The sequence below is a fragment of the Posidoniimonas polymericola genome (assembly GCF_007859935.1).
Taxonomy (GTDB): domain Bacteria; phylum Planctomycetota; class Planctomycetia; order Pirellulales; family Lacipirellulaceae; genus Posidoniimonas; species Posidoniimonas polymericola.
Window position 1 is genome coordinate 178620 of record NZ_SJPO01000002.1, and the last position, 22546, is coordinate 201165.

Consider the following 22546-nt stretch of genomic DNA (forward strand, 5'->3'; position numbering starts at 1 on the left):
AGAGTTGCACGGACGAAACCACCGCGGCCCCCTGCGCTCGACACCGAGCGCCCCGCCCCCCGTTTCCTACCTCCCCCGCCGCGGCCGTCCAGGAGGGACAAGATGAAGAACGCCTGTCTAGCGCTCGCGGCCGCTATTGCCGTGACCTCGTGCAGCGGCTGCTGCGTCTGCCGCCGCTTGTTTAAGCCTCGCCCCGCGGTGATCCAGCCCGCGCCGCTCTGCGCCCCGTCGCCGTCCTGCTGCCCGAGCGCGCCGTGCGGCTCGTGCGACAGCTGCGGCTGCGACTCGGGGATGTCGGTTAGCAACTACGGCGATGCCGGGCTCAGCTACCCGATGGAGTCGGCGCCGATGATGTACGGCAACCCCAGCCTGCCGCCCGGCCCGTAGGCCCGAACTCCCGACGCGCCGACGCCGCGGCAGGGCACATACCGCCCCGCAGGCTACGGGCCAAAGGTCTTGTCGAGCAGGTCGGTAAAGATCTGCTCGTTCTTCGGCACGCCCTGCACGGCGCTGTCTTGGAAGAGCATGACCGGCAGCCCGCCGCTGAGGCTGGTGAGCGCCTGGCACTGCGCGCGGATCCGTTCGGCTACCTGACCGCGGAGCTCGGCGCCCACCAGCACCTCGTCGCCGATGATCTCGGTCGCGCGGACGCGGGCCTTGGTGATGCGCGGGGGCTCCTCGCCCTCCATCAGCCAGTAGTGGTACGCCTGGAATTCCTCTGGCTTGCGGAGCCAGACGCTGATCGCCAGGCGGGCGAACTCGCACGAATAGCGGAGGTTCTTGGAGGGCTTGATCTTGGGGTCGACGTTCGGGTTGCAGTCGCTGTTCAGCGGCAGGTGGTGCACGACAAACGCGAGGTCGCCGTCACGCCGCTCGATCTCGGTCGAGATGAAATGGTGCAGCTCCCGGCAGTGGGGGCAGGCGTAGTCCACCACCTCGACGCCGACGTGCTTGGCGTCGGGGCTGCCGATCAGCGGCATCTGGTCGACATCAACCGGCTTGGCGAGACCCTTGAACCGCAGCGTCCGCCCGTCAAGGGCGAGTGGCGGCAGGCCCGTATTGGGGTCCTCTGCGGTGTTGGCGTCTAGCTCGATCGGCGCCAGCTCACGCGGCCCGTCATTGAGCATCGAGTCTTCTAGGATTGGGTCTGATAGCAGCGGGTCGTCGGATTCCGCCGCTTCTTCTTGCGCCGGCTGGTTGTCGGATTGCTGGCCCGCGGCGCCCTGCCCTGCGGGATCGAATGAGATCTCTGCCAGTTCGGGCGTGGGGGCCTTCGAGAGCAGTTGGCCGGCGGCCAGCGCGGCGAGGCACACCGCCGCCACGGCGGCGCCGACCAGCGGCCCGCCGGTTCTAGGACCGACCGCTGTCGACCGGGGCGTCGAGCGACGCGCCCCCGGCACCGTGGCGTTGATCAGCGACGCCGCGGCCTGGCGGTCATCGTCTTCGTCGGGCTGGCGCAGCAGTCCAATCGCGGTTCCGGCGATCAGCAGGCTGCACGCGTGCACGGTTAGGCACCACGGGCAGAAGGCGCCGAGCGCCACGACCTGGACGCCAACAAACCACAGCCCGGCGCCTACGGCTAGAACGATCAGGCCGGTCAGCACGCCGCGCGCGGCCGCTCCGCTGCGCAACGCCACCGGCCAGGCGGCCGCCGCGATGCCGACGTACACGACCGCCGCCAGGGCGCTGACCGGCAGTCCGAACCACTTCGACCAGCGGCTTGCGAGGATGTCGTCGCACGCGGCGCCCGACGCCGCGCCGCAGCCGGCCACCGGCCCGGCGGTGATGGTCTTCCACGCCAGGTAGGTAGAAACCGCGGCCGCGGTGAGGGCCAGCAGGCTCATCAGGATAGCGAGGGGGACGCGTTTTTGTCGCATAGAAGAAATATTCCTGCGGGCGCTGCCCGGCGTGGGATCAGGCGGCCGCTGCGGCCGGCCGATCCGCCCATTGTAATCAAAGCGGCTGTCGCCTGCGCCGCCACTCGGGGGGAGCAAGGCGGGGGGCCCGCGGCAACTACGCTGCCGTACTTGCGGCGAAAATCGCACGGCGACTTATCGTTGTGCAGAGGCCGCTCTGCCTGCAGCGGGCGTTCTCTATTCTCTGCGAACCAAACCGCCCCCTAAGCTCATGCTCCACCTTCTGCCGAATCAAGAATCGCACCGCCGCGCGGCCGGTTGGCTGGCGGTGTGCTGGTTGGCCGCGGTGGTCGGCGGGCTCGGTGGGCTGATGGCCTACGCCTCGCTGCCGGGCGAATCGCTGCCGCCGCCTGCGGCCCCGCGTCGCGACGCATTCGGAGCGGGCGCCGGCAAGCCATGGAGGCTGTACGTCGCGGCCCACCCGAAGTGCCCCTGCACGCTGGCGACTATCGCCGAGTTGGCGCGGCTGATGCGTCACGTCGAGCCGGAGGTCGCGTGCCGGGTGTTGATCTACACGCCCGAGGCGAATGCCGACGGCTGGATGGAGACCGCGCTCGTCCGCGCAGCGCGTCGGATCGACGGAGTGGAAGTCGTCGCCGACCCGGGCGGGGAACAAGCCGAGTTGCTCGGCGTGCGGGTGTCGGGCGGGGTGGTGCTCTACGACCACGCCGGCGCGCCAAGGTTCCACGGCGGTGTGACCGCGGCGCGGGGGCACGAGGGGGCGAGCGTGGGGGGAGCAGCGATCCGGTCGCTAGTCGCCGGGCGCGAGGCCCCCGCCCACGCACCAGTGTTTGGATGCGAACTAAGGACGCCAGCGAAGGAGCGGTTGTGATGGGACCGGCGTGTACGACAGACAACCGCCAGGCAGACTACGCCTTCCGACGCGAGCTGTACTCGCTGCAGGTGCAGACCGACCGGTTGCAGCGCTGGCTGCTGCTGGGGCAGTGGGTGTTCGCCGCGATCGTGGCGGCGTGGATCTCCCCGCGGACCTGGCAGGGCGAGTGGAGCTCGACGCACGTCCACCTGTGGGCGGCGCTGGTCCTCGGCGGCCTGCTGGTCAGCCTGCCGTGGGCGCTGATCTCGCTGATGCCGGGGGCGCGACTGACGCGGTTGGTCGTGGCTGCGGCCCAGGCCGGCTTCTCGGTGCTGCTGATCCACCTGATGGGCGGACGCATCGAGGCCCACTTTCATATCTTCGGGGCGCTCGCGCTGCTCTCTTTCTATCGGGACCCGCTGGTCTACCTGCCGGCGGTGGCGATCGTGGTGGTCGACCACGTCGGCCGCGGCCTGTACTGGCCCGAGTCCATTTTTGGCGTAAACTCGCCCTCCTTCTGGCGGGCGCTCGAGCACGCCGGCTGGGTGCTGTTCGAGGTGGTCTTCCTGCTGTGGGGCGTCATGCAAAGCCGCCACCACCTGCTGCGGATGTCCCAGCTCCAGCACTCGCTCCAGTCGGAACGCGACAACCTCGAGCAGCGGGTGGCGCACCGCACCGCGGAGCTCGACCAGTCGAGGCGGTACGCCGAGAACGTGCTCGACTCGCTCGACGCGCGGATCTGCATCCTCGACTATGAGGGCGTGATCGTCTCGACCAACCGCGCGTGGGACCAGCTCGAGAGCCTTGGTGTGTGCGAGCCGACAAGCCTGACCGCGGGACTGAACTACATCGCCTCGTGCCAGGACTGCGCGGCCATTGGCCGCGACGACCTGGGCGTCCTCGCCGACGCGACGGGACGCGTGATCTGCGGCGAGCTGACCGGGCACGTGCAGGAGTTCAAGGTTGAGCCGCGGGGCGAGACCCGCTGGATCCAGGCCCGGGTGTCGCCGTTTCTGGGCGATCAGGTAGCGGCGGCGGTAGTGACGCACGTCGACATCACCGAGCGTGTGCAGGCGCTCAAGCAGTCGCACGAGGAGTCGCGCCGGGCCGCCTCGCTGTCGAAGATCCTCCGGGAGTCGCCCAACGAGATCTACGTCTTCAGGCGGGACACGCTGGCTTTTATCGAGAACAACGAGGGCGCCGAGCGGCGCAGCGGCTACACCCGTCAAGACCTGGCCGAGATGACCCCGCTCGACCTGATGCCGGACCTCGACCGCGAGGCGCTGCTCGCCGACCTGGCCACCCTCGACGGCAAGAAAATCGCCTGCGTGCAGTTCCAGACCGAGATGGCCGCCCGCAACGGCCACCGCACCCCGGTTCAGGTGGTGGTGCACCAGGCGGTTTTCGAACAAACGCCGGTGTACGTCGCGTTTGTGGCCGACCTCAGTCAGACCCGGGCGCTGGAACACAAGCTGGCGCAGGCGCAGAAACTCGAGTCGCTCGGCCAGCTGGCCGCCGGCATCGCGCACGAGATCAACACGCCGATGCAGTGCATCGCCAGCAACATGGAGTTCCTCGACGGCAGCTACAAGCTCCTCGACCCGATCTGCCGCGAGATGCTGACCGCGGTCGAACTCGAACCCGCCGAGTGGGCGACGCGGCAGGCCGTGCTGCGGGATCTGGTCAATGCTCGCCTGGGGTTTGTGCTCGACCAGGCGGCCGGCGCCGTGGAGGAGACCGCCGGGGCGTCCCAGCGGGTAGTCGAGATTGTCCGCGCAATGAAGGCGATGTCGCACCCTGGCGCCCGCGAGAAGTCCGCGGCCGACGTCAACGAGATCATCCGCCAGGCGGCCACCATCACCCGCAACCGCTGGAAGTACGTGGCGGAGATGCAGCTCGAGCTCGCCGAGCCGGCGCCGGTTGTGCCGCTGCTCGCCGCCGAGATGAGCCAGGTGTTGCTGAACCTGATCGTCAACGCCGCGGACGCCATCGTCGACCGCTACGGCGAGCTGCCCGGGGCTGGGAAGATTACTGTCCGCACGGAGAGCCACGAAGAGTACGTCCGCATCGAGGTGTCGGACAACGGCGCAGGGATGAGCGAGGCCGTCCGCAGACGGATCTTCGAGCCGTTCTTCACCACCAAGGACGTCGGCAAGGGGACCGGCCAGGGGCTCGCCATCGCCTACGACGCCGTCGTCAACAAGCACCAGGGAACGATCGAGCTGACCTCGACGCCGGGCGACGGGACCACCTTTATCGTCTGCCTGCCGGCAGGCGAACGCCAGACGACCGAAGCAGAAGGCTCGCCCGGCGAAGAGATCGCCGTGCAGGCCTGAGCCAAACAGAACAGGCAACCAGGGAGCGACTGGAAATGGGCTATCGTGTGATGCTGGTCGACGACGACCACACCCTCCTGAGCAGCATCGGCAGGAACCTCTGCCTCGACTACGACCTGGTCACCGCGTGCTCCGGGGCCGAGGCGCTCGAGAAGATCACCGAGCACGGTCCGTTCGGACTCGTGCTGACCGACATGCGCATGCCGGGCATGACCGGGCTGCAGCTTATCATCGAGGCCCGCAAAGTTTCGCCGATGACCAGCTACATCATGCTGACCGGCAATCAGGACCTGGGGACCGCGGTGCAGGCGGTCAACGAGGGGCACGTCTTCCGCTTCCTGAGCAAGCCGTGCGAGCTCGCGACCATCCGTTCCGCCATCGAGGCCGGGCTCCGCCAGTACGGGCTCGAGGTGGGCGAGAAGGAGCTGCTCAACAAGACCTGCGCCGGCGCCATCGCCCTGCTGACGGACGTCCTCGAGGCGACCCAGCCGATGATCTGCTCGCGTCACAGCAGCACCAGCGAGACCGTCGAGATGCTGCTCGAGGCGGCCGGCGTCCCGAAACGCTGGGAGTACGCGCTCGCCTCGCGGCTGGCGTTGGTCGGGTTTGCGTGCCTGGGCGAAGAGTCGGCCCGGGTGTTCGACACCACCAGCCCGCACGACGCCGATTGGAAGTTCGCGGTTGAGCGGGCGATGGGCATCGGCGGCCGCATGGTCAAGCGGATCCCGCGCCTCGGCATTGTCGGCGAGATCGTCGAATCGGCCCACGGCGTGACCGGCGCCTTCTGCTACAAGAAGCCAAAGTCCGAGGCCGCGATCGTCCGCACCGGAGCGACCCTGATCGCCTTGTCGCTCGCGTGGGAGACGCTCCGCCGGCAGGGGCTCAGGCGGAAGGACGCGGTTGAGGAGATGAAGCTGCTGTTCCCCGAACTCCTGCCGGTCTACGTCGAGGCGTTTGAGAAGCTGCCCGAGACCGGGGACGCCGACGAACAACCCGGCGCGCAGGTGGACGTCAGCGAGCTGGCGCCCGGCATGGTGCTGCACTCGGACGTCGTGGGACGCGACGGGTCGGTGTTGCTGCGGGCCGGGTCGCGGCTGTCGGAGGTGCACATCGAAAAGCTCCGCAACGGCACCGAGCACTTCGGCGGCACCCGCCCGATCATGATCGTCGAGGCGACCGCCCACGCCGTGGCGTAGCGGTCGGGGAGGCTCTCCACCGCGGGCGGCGCCGGTCGACGGGGGGTCGACACGGAGCAGCAATCTAGCCGCCTACCGGCGCGCCCTACGGGTGGAGCCACAAGGGGCCGCTACGCGGTCCGGCGTCGGCCGGCCAGCAAAGCGGCGCAGGCGCCAAACGCCAGCAACGCCGCGGCGGGCTCGGGGACCGGCGCCACGGCCATCGACGTGATCACAATGCCGCTGCCGATTTCACCGACCGCCGAGCCGACGCCGGTCGTCAGGTCGACCATCCAGAACGTCGAGAAGGAGGTCGACGCGTTTTCGATCGCCATGTACGCAACGTCCGACGAGCCCGAGATGTCGAACCCGCCGGTCGCGGTGACATCGGTCCCGATCGAGCCGACCGTGGTCAGCGTGCCGGCCGAGTTGGCCTGCTTGACCAGCACGTCGAGCCGGGTGTCGACGCCGTACAGCTGGGTGGCGGTGGTGCCGGCGAAGCTGCGGTCGTAAGCCGCGTGCACGACGTTCGGGTCGACGTTCTCGTTCGGGTCGCCCGGTCCGTAGAACAGGTCGGTCACCGCGGTGGCCGTGCCGGCGTCGGGGTCGAGGACGTAGTTGGCGTTGGTGTCCGAGTCGAGGCGGATCTTGTCGATCACCGGGTTGAAGTCGAAACCGAAGTTCGAGCCGCTGATCGCCGGCGTGAACGGGCCGGGGCCGACCATCGTCGCGGATCCGGTGGTCGTGTTGAGGGTGTAGAGCTGGCTGAAGCTGCCGAGCGCGTAGAGCTGGCCGGTGGCCGGGCGGAAGTCGATGCCGACCACCCGCTCGTTGTTCTGCAGGCCCATGATCGAGGTCCCGCTCAGCAGGGCGCCAGGGGCGGTCGAGTCCCAGCTCACCAGACGCTGCTCGTCGGTGACCCCGAAGACGAGCTCACCGGCCTGCGCATCGCCCGGCAGGGCAATGCCTGCTAGCGCGAGCACAGCAAACGCGACATACTTCTTCATTTTCATTACCAAATTCTCCATGTTGACTTCTAAGTGAGCGTGCGGCGCGGCGGCGAGACTTCCACCAGCCGGATTCAACGGGGTTACGTCGACGACGGCGGCGTGGATTCGAGAAAGGCTGAAGATTCCGGTGTCCGCAGCCGGGGCTAACGTTTGACCGCTCTGAGGAGGCCGCCTACGATGCAGCCCTGGCCCAGGGTGGTTTACTCGCCGCCAGGTTGGTCGTTGTTGAGTCGAGGAGCCGTTGGAACAGCGACCGCAAGATGCCGCCCGCAGCAAGAAATCCCTAAGCCGGCTGGCGTTGGTGGGGTTGGTGTCGTTCTTGGTCGGCGTCGCGGGGGTGTTGGCGTTGTCGCAGTCGGGCGGGTCCGACCGGGCCGGCGAGCCGATCGTTAGTGGGCCTAGGCCGGTCCCCGCTGCCACGCCGCCTGCGGTCGAGGCGCTGCACGCGCCCCAGGACGTCGTCCGGCGTCAGATGGACGCGTTGACGCGTTACCGACTCGACCGGTCGGCGATTGCCGAGGTGTACGCCTACGCGTCGCCGGCTAATCGTTCGGTCACCGGGCCGCTGGGGCGTTTCGAAAAAATGATCCTGGCGCCGCCGTACGATACAATGGCAGTGAACCGCGGCTACCGCATTGGCGAGGCCGTCGAGCACGGCGACCTCGCAACCGTGCTGGTAACCGTCGTGGCGACGAACAACGAGGTTCATCTGTTCCGCTTCTACCTCAGCCGCGACGCGGCGGCGCCGGACGGCGGCTGGCAGACCGACCGGGTGTTCTGCCTGACAGGTGGGCCCCCAGTGGACGCCGCCACGCCCCTCGAAATCTAAGCAGCCCCACGAGACGCTTGACCGCACCCTCCCCTTCTCCCCCCGAGCCGGCCGCCGACCGCCACACGGACGCGACGCTGATGTCCGGCGTGTGCCGGGCCGACCGCGCCGCGTTGGCCGCGCTGTACGACCGCCACGCGCCCAGTATCTACGCGGTCTGCTTGCGGGTGCTGAGACAGCCGGCGGACGCCGAGGCGGTGGTTTCGGACGTGTTTCTGGAAATCTGGCGAAAACCAGCCGGATTTGACCCCGCGCGGGGGACCTGCCGTTCGTACCTACTTACGATGGCCCGCAGCCGATCGATCGACCGCCTGAGATCCCTGTCGACCCGGCGGACCCGCACCGCCGAGGCCCAGGCAGACGCCGAAGGGGGACGCGACGCCAGGCAGGCCGGCCTCGACCCGGCCGGCGCGGCCGAGGCCAACGAACGCAGGGCGACCGTGCAGGCGGTCGTCGAGCGGCTCGGAGAGGACCAACGTGAGGTGCTGATGCTTTCCTTTTTTGATGGCCTAACCCACAAGCAGATCGCCGAGGAGCTGGGGCTCCCGCTCGGCACGGTCAAGACGCGCATCCGCAGCGGGCTCAAGACGCTGCGCCAGGCCCTCGTGCAGATGGGGGTCCGCGATGCGGTGTGAAGACGTTCAAGAGCGGCTGCCGGAGTACGTCTCGGGGACGCTACCAACGGAAGATCGGCTGGCGATCGACACGCACCTGGCCGACGGCTGTCAGGACTGCGCGAGAGAATGCGAGGCGATCGGCCAGGCGGTGGTGCTGCTGTCGGAAAGCCTGGCCCCCGCGACCCCGCCACCAGGGATGAAGCAGCGGCTGTTCGATTCGCTCGACGACGCAGCCGTGACGCCCGCTCCGCGTGGCGCGACGAGCGGCGCCGCGGCGGCCCGCGGCCGCACGTGGCTGGCCTACGCGGTCACTGCGGCGTGCGCGGCGGCGGTTGGCGTTGTGGTGACGCGGTACGTCGTCACGCCCGCCACCGGCGATCCGACCCTGGTCGCCGAGGCGAACGAACCCACAGACGACCAGCTTGGCGTCGCAGAGTGGCGGCGCCGCGTCGCCCAAGCAGAGCAGGAGTTCGGCCCGCCCCGCGCCCAGCTCGCCAGCGTGGCGGTCGAGACCTCCGACCCCGAGCTGCAGGCCGTGGTGTACTACGACACCCTCGCCCAGCAGATGCACGTGCTGGTCTCGGGCGTGCGGCTGGAGTCCGACTCCGGTGCGCTGTGGGCCTGGTTCCGCGACGCCGATCAGCAGGTGATGTTCGCCGGGCCGCTTGAAGTGATGGGCGGCCGGCAGGCCGCCGGAGTGGTCGACGTCAGCGGCGAACTCACCGACCTCCGCGACGTGCTGCTAACGGAAGTGAACGGGGAGCGTCCCAAAGAGTCGATCCCAGCAGAGCCGATCGGACGGCCCGTTGGCCGCGCCGAGGTGGCGCCCCGTCCGTAGCGAAGGTGCTAATCGCCCAGGTGTTTGAGCAGGAACGCGATGTCGTCGGCGGCCTGCTCGATCAGCTTGGTGGTAGGCGTGCCGGCGCCGTGCCCCGCGCGGGACTCGATGTGCATCAGGATCGGCGCGTCGCCCCCCTGGGCGGCCTGCAGCCGGGCGCCGAACTTAAAGCTGTGCATCGGCACGACCCGGTCGTCGGTGTCGGCGGTGCTGATCAGCGTCGGCGGGTACGACACGCCCGGCTCGATGTTGTGGTAGGGCGAGTAGGCGAGGAGGGTCTCGAACTGATCGGGCTCGTCGGCCGAGCCGTACTCGCTCCGCCAGAACTGGCCGGCGGTGAAGCGGTGGAACCGCAGCATGTCCATCACGCCGACGCCGGGCAGGCAGGCGCCGAACAGCTCGGGCCGCTGCGTCATCACCGCGCCGACCAGCAGGCCGCCGTTGCTGCGGCCCTGGATGCCGAGGGTCGCGGGGCTGGCGTACTTGTTGTCGATCAGCCACTCGGCCGCGGCGATGAAGTCGTCGAACACGTTCTGCTTCTTCTCGAGCTTGCCGGCCTGGTGCCAGTCCTCGCCGTACTCGCCGCCGCCCCGCAGGTTGGCGACCGCCAGCACCCCGCCCCGCTCCATCCACGCCAGCCGGCTGATCGAGAACCCGGGCGTCACCGAGATGCTGAAGCCGCCGTAGGCGTACAGCAGCGTCGGGTTCTGGCCGTTGAGCTCAATCCCCTTCTTGTGCGCCAGGAACATCGGGATCCGCGTGCCGTCCTTGCTGTTGTAGAACACACGCGAAACCTGGTAGTCGGCCGGGTCGAAGTCGACGTTGGGCTGACGCACTAGTTGCGACTCGCCGGTGGCGATGTCGTAGCGGTAGGTGCTGGGCGGGTGGTCGTAGCTGCTGAAGGTGTAGAAGGTCTCGTCCTGGTCGGGCTTGCCGCCGAACCCGCCGGCGCTGCCGAGGCCCGGCAGCTCGACCGTGCGTTCGAGCTTGCCCTCGGTGCTGAACACCTTTACCTCCGACGCGACGTCGTGCAGGTAGTTGGCGATCAGCTTGCCGCCAACGTGCGACACGTCCTCGAGCGCGGCCTTGGACTCCGGGATGATCTCCCGCAGCTTGTCGAGAGACGGGTCGTTCAGATCCATCGCCACGACGCGGCGGCGCGGGGCCTGGTAGTCGGTCAGCAGGTAGAGGGTGTCGCCGTCGCTGCCGATGGGCGAGAACAGCGCGTCGAAGTTGTCGACCAGCACCCGGAACTCCGCGTCGGGCTGGTCGGCCGGGCGGGTGTAGAGCTGGTTCTGCCAGTCGGTCCCGCGGCGGGCGGTCGCCAGCAGGTGCTTGCCGTCGTACGTGCGGCCGACGCCGAGCGACCAGTCGGGGTGCTCTGGCAGGCGGAACACGACGCGGTCGTCCGACTGCGGCGCGCCGATCTTGTGGTAGTAGATGGTGGGGTTGAGGGCGACCGACTGGAACTGCTCTCCCTCGGCCGGCTCGGGGTAACGTTTGTAGTAGAAGCCGCGGCCCTCCTTGTCCCACGTGACCGAGGTGAACTTGACCCACTGCAGCTCGTCTTCGAGGGTTTGGCGGGAATCGAGGTCCATCACGTAGATCTTCCGCCAGTCGCTGCCGGCCTCGCTCTTCTGGTAGGCCAGGTAGCGGCCGTCCTCGCTGGCGGACGTGGCGGCCAGCGCGACGGTGCCGTCGGCGCTCCAGGTGTTGGGGTCGATCAGCACGCGGCCGTCGGCCTTGTAGGAGTCGGCGATGTACAGCACCGCCTGATTCTGCAGGCCGTCGTTCTTGGAGTAGAGGTACCGCTCGCCGACCTTGCGGGGCGCGCCGTACCGCTCGAAGTTCCACAGCGAGGTGAGCCGCTCCTTGATGGCGTCGAGCTCGGGCAGGTCGTCCAGGTAACGCTCGGTCAGCTGCTGCTGCGCCTTGACCCACGCGGCCACCTCGTCCGAGACCCGTACGTCCTCCTCGAGCCAGCGGTACGGGTCGGCGACTTCCTGCCCGTGCAGGGTGTCTACCTGGTCAACCGTGCGAGACTCTGGGTAGGCGAGTGGCGGCACGCTGGGGGCCTGGGGGTTGGCGGTGGAGGGGGCGGCCGTCGCGGCGGCGGCCAGAAAGACAGACAGGCACGCCGTCAGGGCGCAGCGGGTGAGGGTCATGGTGCAATCGCAAGGGGGCGTTGGATGGGGTGTTTCAGTTGCCGGCCGGCCAGGCCTTGTTGGCGGCCCGCAGCAGCCAGTGGGTGCCGTCGGGCATCTTGTCTTGGTGGATGGCCCAGAAGAACATCCCGCGGTAGCCTTCCTTGGCGGCCCACTCGGCCTTGTCGTGAACGCTGTTGCGGTCCTCGTAGCAGATCAGCAGGGGCGAATCCTGCTGTTCTTTCGGGCGGAGCCAGGGGGCGTGGGCGTCGTAGTCCCACATGGCGGGCCAGCCCTGGCCGACCAACTCGCGGACGCGGGTGAACGACAACGCCCCGTGCTGCTTACGCTTGGCCGGGTCGAGCGGTTCGAACACCTTCGATACCGGCAGCGCCCGGCCGTACATCGGCACGCCCACCAGCAGCTTCTCCTTGGGGACTCCGCGTTCCTTGCGCCAGTACTCCATCGCGGCCTGGACCGACCGCCAGCCGCGCTCGGGGTCTTTCTGCGAGGGGAACAGCGGCGCGTGGTGGCCGGCGGTCCGTTCCCAGGGGCCGCTCATGTCGTAGCACATGACGTTGAGCCAATCGAGGCGGCTCGCCACGGCGCCGACGTCGAACCACTTGCCGAGGTGGTTCGACGGGGGGACCGCCGCGGTCAGCAGGTAAGACTTCGTGCGGTTCGCCTTGGCCGCCGCCTGGTCGAGCCCCGACCTCAGCGACTTCACAAGCAGCACAAGCCCCTCCATGGTCCGCTGGTCGCTGGGCGACTCCCAGTCGATGTCGACGCCGTCGTAATTGTTGGCGACCACGGCCTCGACCACCTTCTTGGCGAAGGCGCGGATCGCGTCGTCCGACTCGGCCAGCTTGGTCAGGCCCTCGGCTGTCTTGCCGCCGCCGAGCGATAGCAGCGGCGTGACGCCGTGCTCGTGCGCGGCGTCGGTGAAGGTCTGGCTGGGGACCAACGGGTTCTCGACCATCTGTCCCTCGGCGTCGACCGCCAGGAACGCGTGGCAGGCGTGCGTCAGCCGGGCCCAGGGGATCTCCTCGATTGGCAGCTCGCTGATCGCCGCGTAATAACCAAGGAACACCCGCGAGGTCCGTTGGGCGGCGGCCTCTGAGACGCAGCCCAGGGCGGCCCCAAGGGACAGGAGCAACAAGGTTTGGCGCGACAGCATGGCGGTACTCTGACGTTTCTCGATTTTGAACTTTCGCTATTCTTATGGTCCGTCAAACAGCAGCGCTCCGCCAGCCCCGGCCATGGCTCTCGGCCCCGGGGCGCCAGCGGCGGCGCCCCGGAAGGAATCGGCTCAGATGGCAGCAAGCAGCACGGCGTACGACGCAGTAATCATCGGTGGCGGCCACAACGGCCTGGTCTGCGCCTGCTACCTGGCCAGGGCCGGCAAGAAGGTCTGCGTGCTCGAACGCCGCCACGTGCTGGGGGGCTGCGCCACGACCGAAGAGCTGTGGCCCGGCTACAAGGTCAGCACCGCCGCCTACGTGATCAGCCTGTTCCTGCCGCAGATCATCAGCGAGCTGAAGCTCAAGGAGCACGGACTGGAGATCCTGCCCCGGCGGCCGTCGTCGTTCACGCCGCTGCCGGATGGCCGCAGCCTGCTGATGGGCCCCGACGCCGAGCTGTGCCACCGGGAGCTCAGCCAGTTCAGCACCCGCGACGCCGAGCAGTACCCCAAGTACGAGGCCCTGCTGGAGCGGGTCGCGGCGGTGCTCGAGCCGGTCCTCAGCGAGGCCTCGCCCGACCCGCTGCCGCTGCCGACCAGCTGGCGGAAGGTCGGCATCCCCAAGAAGATGCGCGACATCAAGAAGGGCTGGTCAATGTACCAGGCGGCCGCGTCGCTAGGCGATGACATGCCGGCCGCCATTGAGCTGCTGACCGGCCCCGCCCGGCCGATCCTCGAGCGGTGGTTCGAGTCCGAGGTGCTCAAGGCGACCCTCGCCACCGACGCCATCATCGGCGCGTTCACCTCGATCAGCTCGCCCGGCAGCGCCTACGTGCTGCTGCACCACGTCATGGGCGAGGCGGGCGGCGCACGCGGCGTGTGGGGCTACGTCCGCGGCGGCATGGGCGCCTTGTCCGAGGCCCTCGCCAGCGCCGGCCGAGAGCTGGGCGTCGAGGTACGCCGCGAGTCGCCGGTCGCCAGCATCAACACCAGCGGCGGCAAGGCGGTTGGCGTGACCCTCGAGGACGGCACGGTGATCGACGCGCCGGTCGTCGGCTCCAGCGTCGACGCGCACCTCACCTTCGAAAAGTTCCTGCAGCCGGCCGACCTGCCCGACAGCTTCCGCACGGCGGTCTCGAACATCGACTACTCCTCGGCCTCGATGAAGGTCAACCTGGCGCTCTCCGAGCCGCCCAACTTCACCGCCCGGCCGACCGACCCCGGCGCCCACCGCGGCGTGATGCCGCACCACCACGGCACGATGCACATTGGTCCCACAATGGACTACCTCGAGCGGGCCTACGACGACGCCAAGTACGGCCTCCCCGCCGAGGAGCCGATCCTCGAGATGACCATGGCGACCAGCGTCGACGAGTCGATTGCCCCTGCTGGCAAGCATATTCTGTCGATGTTCGTGCAGTACGCGCCGTACATGCTGTCGCCCGAGGGGGGAGTCGGCCCGAAGTCGCCCGACGGCTGGGACGCCATCAAGGACGACTTCGCCGACCGCTGCGTCAGGAAGCTGGCCGAGTACGCCCCGAACGTCCCCGACGCGATCGAGCACCGCCAGGTGCTCAGCCCCCTGGACCTAGAACGCACCTACGGCATCACCGGCGGCAACATCATGCAGGGGGCGATGAACGCCAATCAGCTGTACTGCTTCCGCCCCGTGCCCGGCTGGTCCGACCACCGCACGCCGGTAAACGGACTCTATCTCTGCGGCGCCGCCAGCCACCCCGGCGGCGGCGTGATGGGCGCCTGCGGGAAGAACGCGGCGGACGAGATCCTGCGCGACGGCCGTTGGGGCTAACCGCTCTAGGTTAGGGCGCCCTTGGTTGGCGGCCGGCTTTGCTTTGTGGCAAACTAGTACCCATGCCACAGAAGCTTCTGCTAGTCGACGACGATGAACTGCTCCGCGAGCGGATGGCCCGGGCGCTGGCCAAAAGGGGGCTCGAAGTGCACGCGGCCGCAAACGCCGACGAGGCGACCGCGCTGGCCCGCTCGCATGGGCCGGACCTGGCGGTGCTCGACTTGAAGATGCCGGGCCGGACTGGGCTGGAGCTGCTGACCGAGCTGCGCGGGCTGCTGCCTGACCTGAAGTGTGTGATCCTGACCGGCTACGGCAGCATCGCCAACGCGGTCGACGCGATGCGGCTGGGCGCGGTGAACTACATCACCAAGCCGGCGGACGCCGACCAGGTGCTCGAGGCGTTCCGCCGCGGCGAGGCAGAGACGCCATTGCTCGCCCCCGCCGACGAAATCCACGCCCCGTCGCTCGCCGAGGCCGAGTGGAACCACATCCAGCAGGCGCTGGCCGACTGTCACGGCAATGTCACCCGGGCGGCCGAAAAGCTGGGCATCCCGCGGCGGACGCTGCAGCGGAAGCTGAAGAAATTGGCCCCCTGAATAGGTGGTTTGGGGCACATAGGCGGGGTGCGTGGAGACCACCCAATCGGGTGTGACTCTTTACCACCTAGTTGGCGCGGCCGCTGCTCGTTATCTTTGGCTAGCTACAGCACTTGGGCTGCGCAACGCTCACCGGGTCACGCCTTCTGTGAGCCTTTCTCTAGGCAGTGTTGCTCAAGTGCGGGTCAACCGCTAACCCGGCTTGGCTTATTGGCGTAAGTCGTTATTTGCTAGACACTTGGACTGCGACGGACCGGCTGTGGACCGCTTTCACTTTCCGCCTTGGGTCAACACGTTCACTCTCATGGTGCTCGGCGGCGTTGCCGCTGGAGGCGCCTACGTGGGCGGGATGTTCTTGTACGGCACATGGCCAAGCGTCATGAATGCCGGCTACGCCCCTGAGCAGCCGGTGCCCTTCAGTCACAAGCTGCACGCCGGTGACCTGAAGATGGACTGCCGGTACTGCCACAACACGGTCGAGACCTCGGCCCACGCGGCGGTGCCCGGTACCAATGTGTGCGCGAACTGCCACCGCGGGCCAGGAGCCGACGGCACGAACATCACCACGGCCGTGCACACCGCCAGCCTGAAGCTGCTGCCGATCCGCGAGGCGATTACTACCGGCGAGCCGATGAAGTGGGAACGCGTCCACGACCTGGGCGACTACGTCTACTTCAATCACAGCGTGCACGTGAAGCGGGGCGTGAGCTGCGTCGAGTGCCACGGCCGGATCGATCAGATGGAGCGGGTCGAGCAGGTGAAGCCGCTCAGCATGAGCTGGTGCCTGGAGTGCCACCGCAACCCCGCGCCACGCCTGCGTCCGGTTGAAGAGGTCACCAACCTCGGTTGGGAGCCGCCCGATGGGGCCGACACCGACCGTCAGGCCTACGGCGAGAAGCTGCAGGATGAGAACGACTGGGCCAAGCAGGCGCCGACAAGCTGCTCTACCTGTCACCGGTAGCCGCGGTGGCGTGTGTGGTCATGCCCCGGCCCGGCCGGCGGCTTTTTAGCAACGCGTAAACGATCAGAACCAGCCTCACGCGATGAGCGAAGCAAGCACCCCAACCCGCACCCGCAGCTCTTCGGCCAGCCCCTACTGGCGTAGCATCGACGAGCTGCAGCAGACTCCCGAGTTCATGGAGTTTGTGCACCGCGAGTTCCCCCAGGCGGCCGACGAGATCCCCGCGGGCATCAGCCGCCGCCGGTGGATGCAGCTGATGAGCGCGTCGTTCGCCCTGGCGGCCGCGCAGGGTTGCCGCTGGAAGACCGAGCAGATCGCCACGTTCAGCGATCGCCCCGAGGGCTACGTGCCCGGCTCGATCACCAAGTACGCCACCAGCATCGACTGGGCCGGCGCCCCGCGGCACCTGCTGGTCTCCTGCTACGACGGCCGCCCGATCAAGGTCGACGGCAACCCCAACCACCCGGCGGTGCGCGGCGGCAGCGACACCTTCAGCCAGGCAGCGACCCTCGCGCTGTACGACCCGGATCGCCAGCAGCAACCGATCGACCGCTCCGGCAAGGGGGCGTCCAACGCCGACTGGTCGGAGGTCGACGCTGCCATCGCCGCGGTTGTCGAGAAGCTCGGCGAGAGCGGCGGCGGGACCTTCGCCGTGCTCAAGCAGCCGACCCACTCGGTGTCGCTCGACGCGGCGCTCAAGGCCGTGCTCGAAAAGCTGCCCCAAGCCAAGGTCTACGAGTACGCCCCGCTGGCGCGCGACAGCGAACTGGCGGGCGCCGAGCTCGCCTTTGGCGAGCGCGTCCGCACCCGTTACAACCTGCAGGGCGCGCGGGTCATCGCCTGCTTCGACAGCGACCTGCTGAAGGATCACCCCGAGTCGCTGGCGCTGGCCCGCGACTACGCCGACGGCCGCGACCCCGACGGCGACATGAACCGGCTCTACTGTGTCGAGAGCCAGTTCAGCATGACCGGCGGTTGCGCCGATCACCGCCTGCCGCTCAGGTCTTCGGCGATCCCAGCGGCGTTGGCCAAGCTGCTGTCGCTGGTCGAGTCGGGCGAGGTCACCGTGCCCGAGGGCGAGCAGGACGCCAATTCCGCCAGCGAAGACCAGTTCCTGGCCGCCCTGGCCGAGGACCTGCTGGCCCACAAGGGCGCGGGCGTCGTGGCGGTTGGCGGCTGCCAATCGGCCGAGGCGTTTGCCCTGGCTCACAAGATCAACGACCTGCTCGGCAACGCCGGCGAAACGGTCCTCTACGCGGCGGAGCCCGCGGGCCCGGCCGAGGTCAAGCCGCTGGCCGACCTGGCCGGCGAGATCGCCGCGAGACGGGTCGACACGCTGCTGATCCTCGGCGGCAACCCGATCTACGACGCCCCGGTCGACCTCGACTTCGAGAAGCGGCTCGGCGAGGTCGCGACCTCGATCCACCTCAGCCCGTACGACGACGAGACCTCTCGGCTCTGCACCTGGAGCCTGCCCGAGACCCACCCCTTCGAGTCGTGGGGCGACACGGTCGGCTGGGACGGCGCGGTCGGCGTTCAGCAGCCGCTGATCGACCCGCTGCTGGGCGGCCGCTCGGCGATCGAGCTGCTGTGCGTGCTGGCCGGCGTGAAAGATTCGGCCCGTGATTTTGTCCGCGCCGCGGTCGCCGAGAAGGTCGGCGGCCTCGACGACTCCGGCTGGGACCAGTTGGTGCAGGACGGCTTCCTGGCCGACAGCGCCGCCGAGGCCGCCAGCCCGGGCATCAAAGATTTCAGTTTCGAGTCCGTCGAGGCGCCCGAGTTTGAGGTGGTGCTGACCGCCAGCGAGAGCACCTACGACGGCCGGCTGGCCAACAACGGCTGGCTGCAAGAGACCCCCGACTTCATCACCAAGCTGACGTGGGACAACGCCGCGCTGGTCAACCCGGCCACCGCCAAGGCGATGAACGTCAAGCAGGGCCAGATGATCACGGTGACCGTGGGCGGGCAGTCGCTCGACCTGCCGGTGTACATTCAGCCCGGTCAGGCCCAGGGCTCGATCGGCGTCGCGCTCGGCTACGGCCGCACGGCCGCCGGCCGCGTCGGCGGCCTGCTCGACGAGTCGGGCGACGCGGTGCAGGGCCTGTACCCGGACGGCATCAAGGGGACCTGGTTCCCGCTGGCTGCTGATCCGGTCGGCTTCGACGCCTATCAGCTCCGCACCACCGACGGCTCGCGGGTGCTGACCACCGACGTGTCGGTGAAGGGCGCCGGCGGCAGCTACACCCTGGCGACCACCCAGGACCACCACGCGATCGACGTCGGTGGTCTCGAGGCGATCACCGAGCGTTCGTTCGAGTTCATCCGCGAGGCGTCGCAGGAGTTCTACCAAGAGCACAAGGCGTTCGCCCAGGAGATGGGCCACCACATTGCGACCAAGAACTTGTGGAAGGAGCCGACCTTCTCCCGCGAGGACGCGTCCGACGACGTGTCGCCGAACCTGTACGCCTCGACGACCAACAACGCCTGGGGCATGGCGATCGACCTCAACAAGTGCATCGGCTGCAACGCCTGCACGGTCGCCTGCCAGGCAGAGAACAATATCCCGGTCGTCGGCAAGGACATGGTGAGCCGCGGCCGCGAGATGCACTGGATCCGCGTCGACCGCTACTTCCGCAGCGAAGAAGGGGGTGAGTTCGCCGACAGCCCGACCGTCGTCCACCAGCCGGTCGCCTGCCAGCAGTGCGAGACCGCCCCCTGCGAGCAGGTCTGCCCGGTCGCCGCCACGGTGCACAGCGCCGAGGGCCTGAACGACATGGTCTACAACCGCTGCGTCGGCACGCGGTACTGCGCGAACAACTGCCCGTTCAAGGTCCGCCGCTTCAACTACTTCCACTACAACTGGGAACTGGAGCGTGGCGACTGGCCGGCCGGCAAAATCAACGAGCCCAAGGTCAACGCCAACCGCGAGTTGCAGCGTCTGGTGATGAACCCCGAAGTGACCATCCGCCACCGCGGCGTGATGGAGAAGTGCACCTACTGCACTCAGCGGATTTCCCACGCCCGGATCGACGCCAAGGTCGAGGGACGCGAGATGGTCGACGGCGACGTCGTGACCGCGTGCCAGGAGGCCTGCCCGACCCGCGCAATCGAGTTCGGCGACCTCAACGACAAGGACAGCAAGGTGGCGCAGGCGCACGCCAGCGGCCGCGCCTACGGCATGCTCGACGGCCTGCACCTGCGGCCCCGCACGCAGTACCTGGCCCGCATCCGCAACCCGCACGCGGCGCTCAAGAAGTACCTGCCGGCCGAGCCGACGCTGCACGCCCACGGTGGGCACGGCGAGGGCGGGCACGGCGCCGACGAGCATGGGGCTGAGGGCCACAACGATGCCGATCATGGTGACGCCGAGCACGGCGAGGCCGGGCAAGAGAACCGCGAGGCCGAGCAGGCCAACCACACCGCTTAACGACTACCGCACAGCGAATACCGAGCCCCGGACGGCCGGACCCGATTGACTGGGTTTGCACCCGACCGGGACCCGAAAAACCAACCACCGACACGTTCACTATGGCCACAGCCGACTTCGCCTTTGGCAACCCGGACATCTCGCCCACCGAGGAGTGGGTCGAGCCGCACCTGGTGCAAGGCGAGAACACGACCTACGACTCGATCACCGAGACCGTCTGCTCGATCGCCGAGAACCCGCGGCCGCCGATTGCGTGGTTCGTTTCGTTCTTCATCGCGGCGAACGTTGCCGGCATGTTCGGCGCGCTGATCGGCTGGCTGCTGATCACGGGAGTCGGCGTGTGGGGCAACAACAACCCCGTGTTCTGGGGCTGGCCGATCGTGAATTTCGTGTTCTGGGTCGGCATCGGCCACGCCGGCACGCTGATCTCCGCGATCCTGTTCCTGTTCCGCCAGCACTGGCGGACCAGCATCAACCGCTTCGCCGAGGCGATGACCATCTTCGCGGTCGTCTGCGCCGGCACGTTCCCCGGCATCCACGTCGGCCGGGCGTGGTTCGCCTACTGGCTGTTCCCGCTGCCGACCTCGCAGTTGTCGATGTGGCCGCAGTTCCGCAGCCCGCTCTTGTGGGACGTGTTCGCGGTCGGCACGTACGCGACGGTTTCGCTGCTGTTCTGGTACATGGGCATGATCCCCGACCTGGCCACCCTGCGTGACCGCGCGAAGCACCCGATCCGTCGGTTCGCCTACGGACTGCTGTCGATGGGCTGGACCGGCTCAGCCGGGCACTGGCACGTGTACGAGAAGGCCTACGGCCTGCTCGCCGCGTTGGCCACGCCGCTGGTGCTCTCGGTGCACACAATCGTTAGTTTCGACTTCGCGGTCGCGCAACTCCCGGGCTGGCACACCACGATCTTCCCGCCGTACTTCGTCGCGGGCGCCGTGTTCAGCGGCTTCGGCATGGTGCTGACGCTGATGGTCCCGGCCCGCGAGTGGTTCGGCCTGAAGCACCTGGTGACCACGCGGCACCTGGAGAATATGTGCAAGATCATCATCGCCACCGGGTCGATGGTCGGCTTCGCCTACGGCACCGAGTTCTTCATCGCCTGGTACTCGGGCAACTCGTACGAGCAATTCGCGTTCGTGAACCGGGCGTTCGGGCCGTACTGGTGGGCCTACTGGATCATGGTCTCCTGCAACGTGATCTCCCCGCAGCTGTTCTGGATCAAGGCGGTCCGCACCAGCCCGCTGTTGATGTTCATCATCTCGATCTTCATTAACATCGGCATGTGGTTCGAGCGGTTCGTGATCGTGATGACCCTGCACCGCGACTTCCTCCCGTCCAGCTGGGGCCTGTTCAAGCCGACGCTGGTGGACATCCTGATGCTGATCGGCAGCTTCGGCCTGTTCTTTACCCTGTTCCTGCTGTTCTGCCGCTTCCTGCCCATCATCGCGATGGCGGAGGTCAAGCAGGTGATGCACATGGAACGCCACGGGCACTAGCCCCGGCCGATCTGACCCGGTGATTTTCAAAGCGAGTTAGCAGCACAACACGCCCCCATGTCCGACGACGCCAACAACACGACGCCCACCGAGCCCCAGCTGCTTGGCGTGCTAGCCCAGTTCCCGGACGCGCACGACCTCGTGGCGGCCGCGCGCAAGACCACCGACGAGGGCTACCGCAAGGTCGACGGCTTCAGCCCGTTCCCGCTCCACGGGATCGACGAGGCGCTCCGCGCGCCCAAGACGATCCTGCCGTGGCTGGTGTTCTGCGGAGGCGTGACCGGCTGCCTGGTGGCGCTATGCCTGCAGTACTACGTGAACGGCGTCGAGTTCCCGTTCATCTACAGCGGCTACCAGTTCCCGATCAGCGCGAAGCCGATCTTCAGCCTGCCGGCCAACATCCCGGTGACCTTCGAGCTGATCATCCTGTTCAGCTCGCTGACGGCGTTCTTTGGGATGTTCGCCCTCAACGGCCTGCCGAAACTGCACAACCCGCTGTTCCGCAGCGAGCGGTTTAGCCGCGTCACGAACGACGGCTTCTTCCTGTGGATCGACGCCGGCGACGACAAGTTCGACGAGACCGCGACCTCCGACTGGCTGAACTCGATCGGCGCGACGAGCGTCGAACCGATTTCCGAGGTGGTCGAGGGCCGTCAGGTCCCGGCGTTCCTGCTCGCCGTGGGCGCCGTGGGCGCCGCGGTGGCGTTGGTCCCGCCGCTGTGGGTGGCCGCCGCCGCCGGCACGTCGACCAGCCCGCGGTTGTCACTGTGGTGGGACATGGACTACCAGGCGAAGTTCAAGCCGCAGACCACGAGCGACCTGTTCGCCGACGGCCGGGCCATGCGTAAGGCCCCGGCCGGCACGGTCGCGTGGGGTTCGCTCCAGGAACAGCAGGACCAGCGCTACTTCGAGGGCATCGAGCCCGACGGCGTCGCCGCCCACCGCGGTGTGCCCGCCCAGTTTGTCAGCGCCCAGGTCGAGGGCGACGCCCCCGCGGAGGCGCCCCCCGAACCCAACTGGACCAAGGACTTCCCGGTGGAGGTCACCGAGGAGCTGATGGAGCGGGGGCGGGAACGATTCGACATTTACTGCGCCACCTGCCATGGCAAGGCCGGCTACGGCGAGGGCCTGGTCACAACGCGGGCCCTGAGCCTGAACCAGGGGACCTGGACCAGGCCGCTGAGCCTGCACGACCAGGCGGTACGCGAGCAGCCGGTCGGCCGCATCTACAACACGATCACCAACGGCATCCGCAAGATGCCGGGCTACCGACTGCAGGTTGACGCCGAGGACCGCTGGGCAATTGTGCTCTACGTCCGGGCGCTGCAGAAGAGCCAGCACGCCTCGCTGGATGAGATCCCCGAGGAGCTGCGCCCCAAGCGGTAAGCAGC

Annotated in this window: 17 protein-coding genes; 13 read left to right on the forward strand and 4 right to left on the reverse strand. The window is 68.2% G+C overall.

All coding sequences use genetic code 11. The features are described 5' to 3' along the window. Nucleotides 1–102 precede the first annotated feature (102 nt). On the forward strand, nt 103–387 hold the full coding sequence (locus Pla123a_RS04795) for a hypothetical protein (protein WP_146584433.1): 285 nt from the start codon (nt 103–105) through the stop codon (nt 385–387). 53 nt (nt 388–440) lie between these two features. Here the strand turns inward: Pla123a_RS04795 and Pla123a_RS04800 are convergent, their stop codons facing one another. Continuing rightward, nucleotides 441–1877: a vitamin K epoxide reductase family protein gene (locus Pla123a_RS04800; protein ID WP_146584435.1), complete on the reverse strand. Its 1437-nt coding sequence runs from the start codon at nt 1875–1877 to the stop codon at nt 441–443. Nucleotides 1878–2127: 250 nt separating this feature from the next. On the opposite strand from Pla123a_RS04800, the gene Pla123a_RS24465 reads away from it, so the two are divergent. From Pla123a_RS24465 to Pla123a_RS04810, 3 genes are read left to right on the forward strand one after another with little or no spacing between them, the layout of a single operon-like run. After that, nucleotides 2128–2748, forward strand: a complete 621-nt coding sequence (locus Pla123a_RS24465) for a hypothetical protein (protein ID WP_197527682.1) — start codon at nt 2128–2130, stop codon at nt 2746–2748. Then, nucleotides 2712–5066: a PAS domain-containing sensor histidine kinase gene (locus Pla123a_RS04805; RefSeq protein WP_197527683.1), complete on the forward strand. Its 2355-nt coding sequence runs from the start codon at nt 2712–2714 to the stop codon at nt 5064–5066. Before Pla123a_RS24465 ends, Pla123a_RS04805 begins: the two co-directional genes overlap by 37 nt. A 35-nt stretch (nt 5067–5101) precedes the next feature. Beyond that, nucleotides 5102–6262 carry a response regulator gene (locus Pla123a_RS04810; protein WP_146584439.1) on the forward strand — a complete coding sequence of 387 codons (1161 nt, stop codon included), beginning with the start codon at nt 5102–5104 and terminating at the stop codon, nt 6260–6262. 110 nt (nt 6263–6372) lie between these two features. On the opposite strand, the gene Pla123a_RS04815 is transcribed toward Pla123a_RS04810, so the two are convergent. Further along, nucleotides 6373–7254: a DUF4394 domain-containing protein gene (locus Pla123a_RS04815; protein ID WP_197527684.1), complete on the reverse strand. Its 882-nt coding sequence runs from the start codon at nt 7252–7254 to the stop codon at nt 6373–6375. A 238-nt stretch (nt 7255–7492) separates the two neighbouring features. Between Pla123a_RS04815 and Pla123a_RS04820 the strand changes: the two genes are divergently transcribed. From Pla123a_RS04820 to Pla123a_RS04830, 3 genes are read left to right on the forward strand one after another with little or no spacing between them, the layout of a single operon-like run. Then, nucleotides 7493–8080 (forward strand): hypothetical protein, encoded by a 588-nt coding sequence (locus tag Pla123a_RS04820; protein ID WP_146584443.1) that lies wholly within the window; start codon nt 7493–7495, stop codon nt 8078–8080. A 17-nt stretch (nt 8081–8097) separates the two neighbouring features. Further along, complete coding sequence (locus tag Pla123a_RS04825; RefSeq protein ID WP_146584445.1) at nt 8098–8715, forward strand: sigma-70 family RNA polymerase sigma factor; 618 nt, start codon at nt 8098–8100, stop codon at nt 8713–8715. Then, nucleotides 8705–9535 (forward strand): zf-HC2 domain-containing protein, encoded by an 831-nt coding sequence (locus Pla123a_RS04830; protein ID WP_146584447.1) that lies wholly within the window; start codon nt 8705–8707, stop codon nt 9533–9535. Before Pla123a_RS04825 ends, Pla123a_RS04830 begins: the two co-directional genes overlap by 11 nt. 8 nt (nt 9536–9543) lie before the next feature. Here the strand turns inward: Pla123a_RS04830 and Pla123a_RS04835 are convergent, their stop codons facing one another. Beyond that, nucleotides 9544–11700, reverse strand: coding sequence for a prolyl oligopeptidase family serine peptidase (locus Pla123a_RS04835; RefSeq protein ID WP_146584449.1), 2157 nt, complete (start codon nt 11698–11700; stop codon nt 9544–9546). 34 nt (nt 11701–11734) lie between these two features. Beyond that, nucleotides 11735–12856: a glycoside hydrolase family 18 protein gene (locus Pla123a_RS04840; protein ID WP_146584451.1), complete on the reverse strand. Its 1122-nt coding sequence runs from the start codon at nt 12854–12856 to the stop codon at nt 11735–11737. A gap of 136 nt (nt 12857–12992) precedes the next feature. On the opposite strand from Pla123a_RS04840, the gene Pla123a_RS04845 reads away from it, so the two are divergent. From Pla123a_RS04845 to Pla123a_RS04870, 6 genes are all read left to right on the forward strand, one after another. Continuing rightward, the gene (locus tag Pla123a_RS04845) at nt 12993–14669 is read left to right on the forward strand and encodes a phytoene desaturase family protein (protein ID WP_146584453.1); all 1677 of its coding nucleotides are present in this window, start codon (nt 12993–12995) and stop codon (nt 14667–14669) included. Nucleotides 14670–14731: 62 nt separating this feature from the next. After that, entirely contained in the window at nt 14732–15265 is a 534-nt protein-coding gene (locus Pla123a_RS04850; RefSeq protein ID WP_146584455.1) for a response regulator transcription factor, read from the forward strand. 259 nt (nt 15266–15524) lie between these two features. Continuing rightward, the gene (locus Pla123a_RS04855) at nt 15525–16226 is read left to right on the forward strand and encodes a cytochrome c3 family protein (RefSeq protein WP_146584457.1); all 702 of its coding nucleotides are present in this window, start codon (nt 15525–15527) and stop codon (nt 16224–16226) included. Nucleotides 16227–16308: 82 nt separating this feature from the next. Next, nucleotides 16309–19653, forward strand: coding sequence for a TAT-variant-translocated molybdopterin oxidoreductase (locus Pla123a_RS04860; protein ID WP_146584459.1), 3345 nt, complete (start codon nt 16309–16311; stop codon nt 19651–19653). A 101-nt stretch (nt 19654–19754) separates the two neighbouring features. Continuing rightward, nucleotides 19755–21155, forward strand: coding sequence for an NrfD/PsrC family molybdoenzyme membrane anchor subunit (nrfD, locus tag Pla123a_RS04865; protein ID WP_146584461.1), 1401 nt, complete (start codon nt 19755–19757; stop codon nt 21153–21155). Nucleotides 21156–21212: 57 nt separating this feature from the next. Next, complete coding sequence (locus Pla123a_RS04870) at nt 21213–22541, forward strand: quinol:electron acceptor oxidoreductase subunit ActD (protein ID WP_146584463.1); 1329 nt, start codon at nt 21213–21215, stop codon at nt 22539–22541. The last annotated feature ends 5 nt before the right edge of the window (nt 22542–22546 follow it).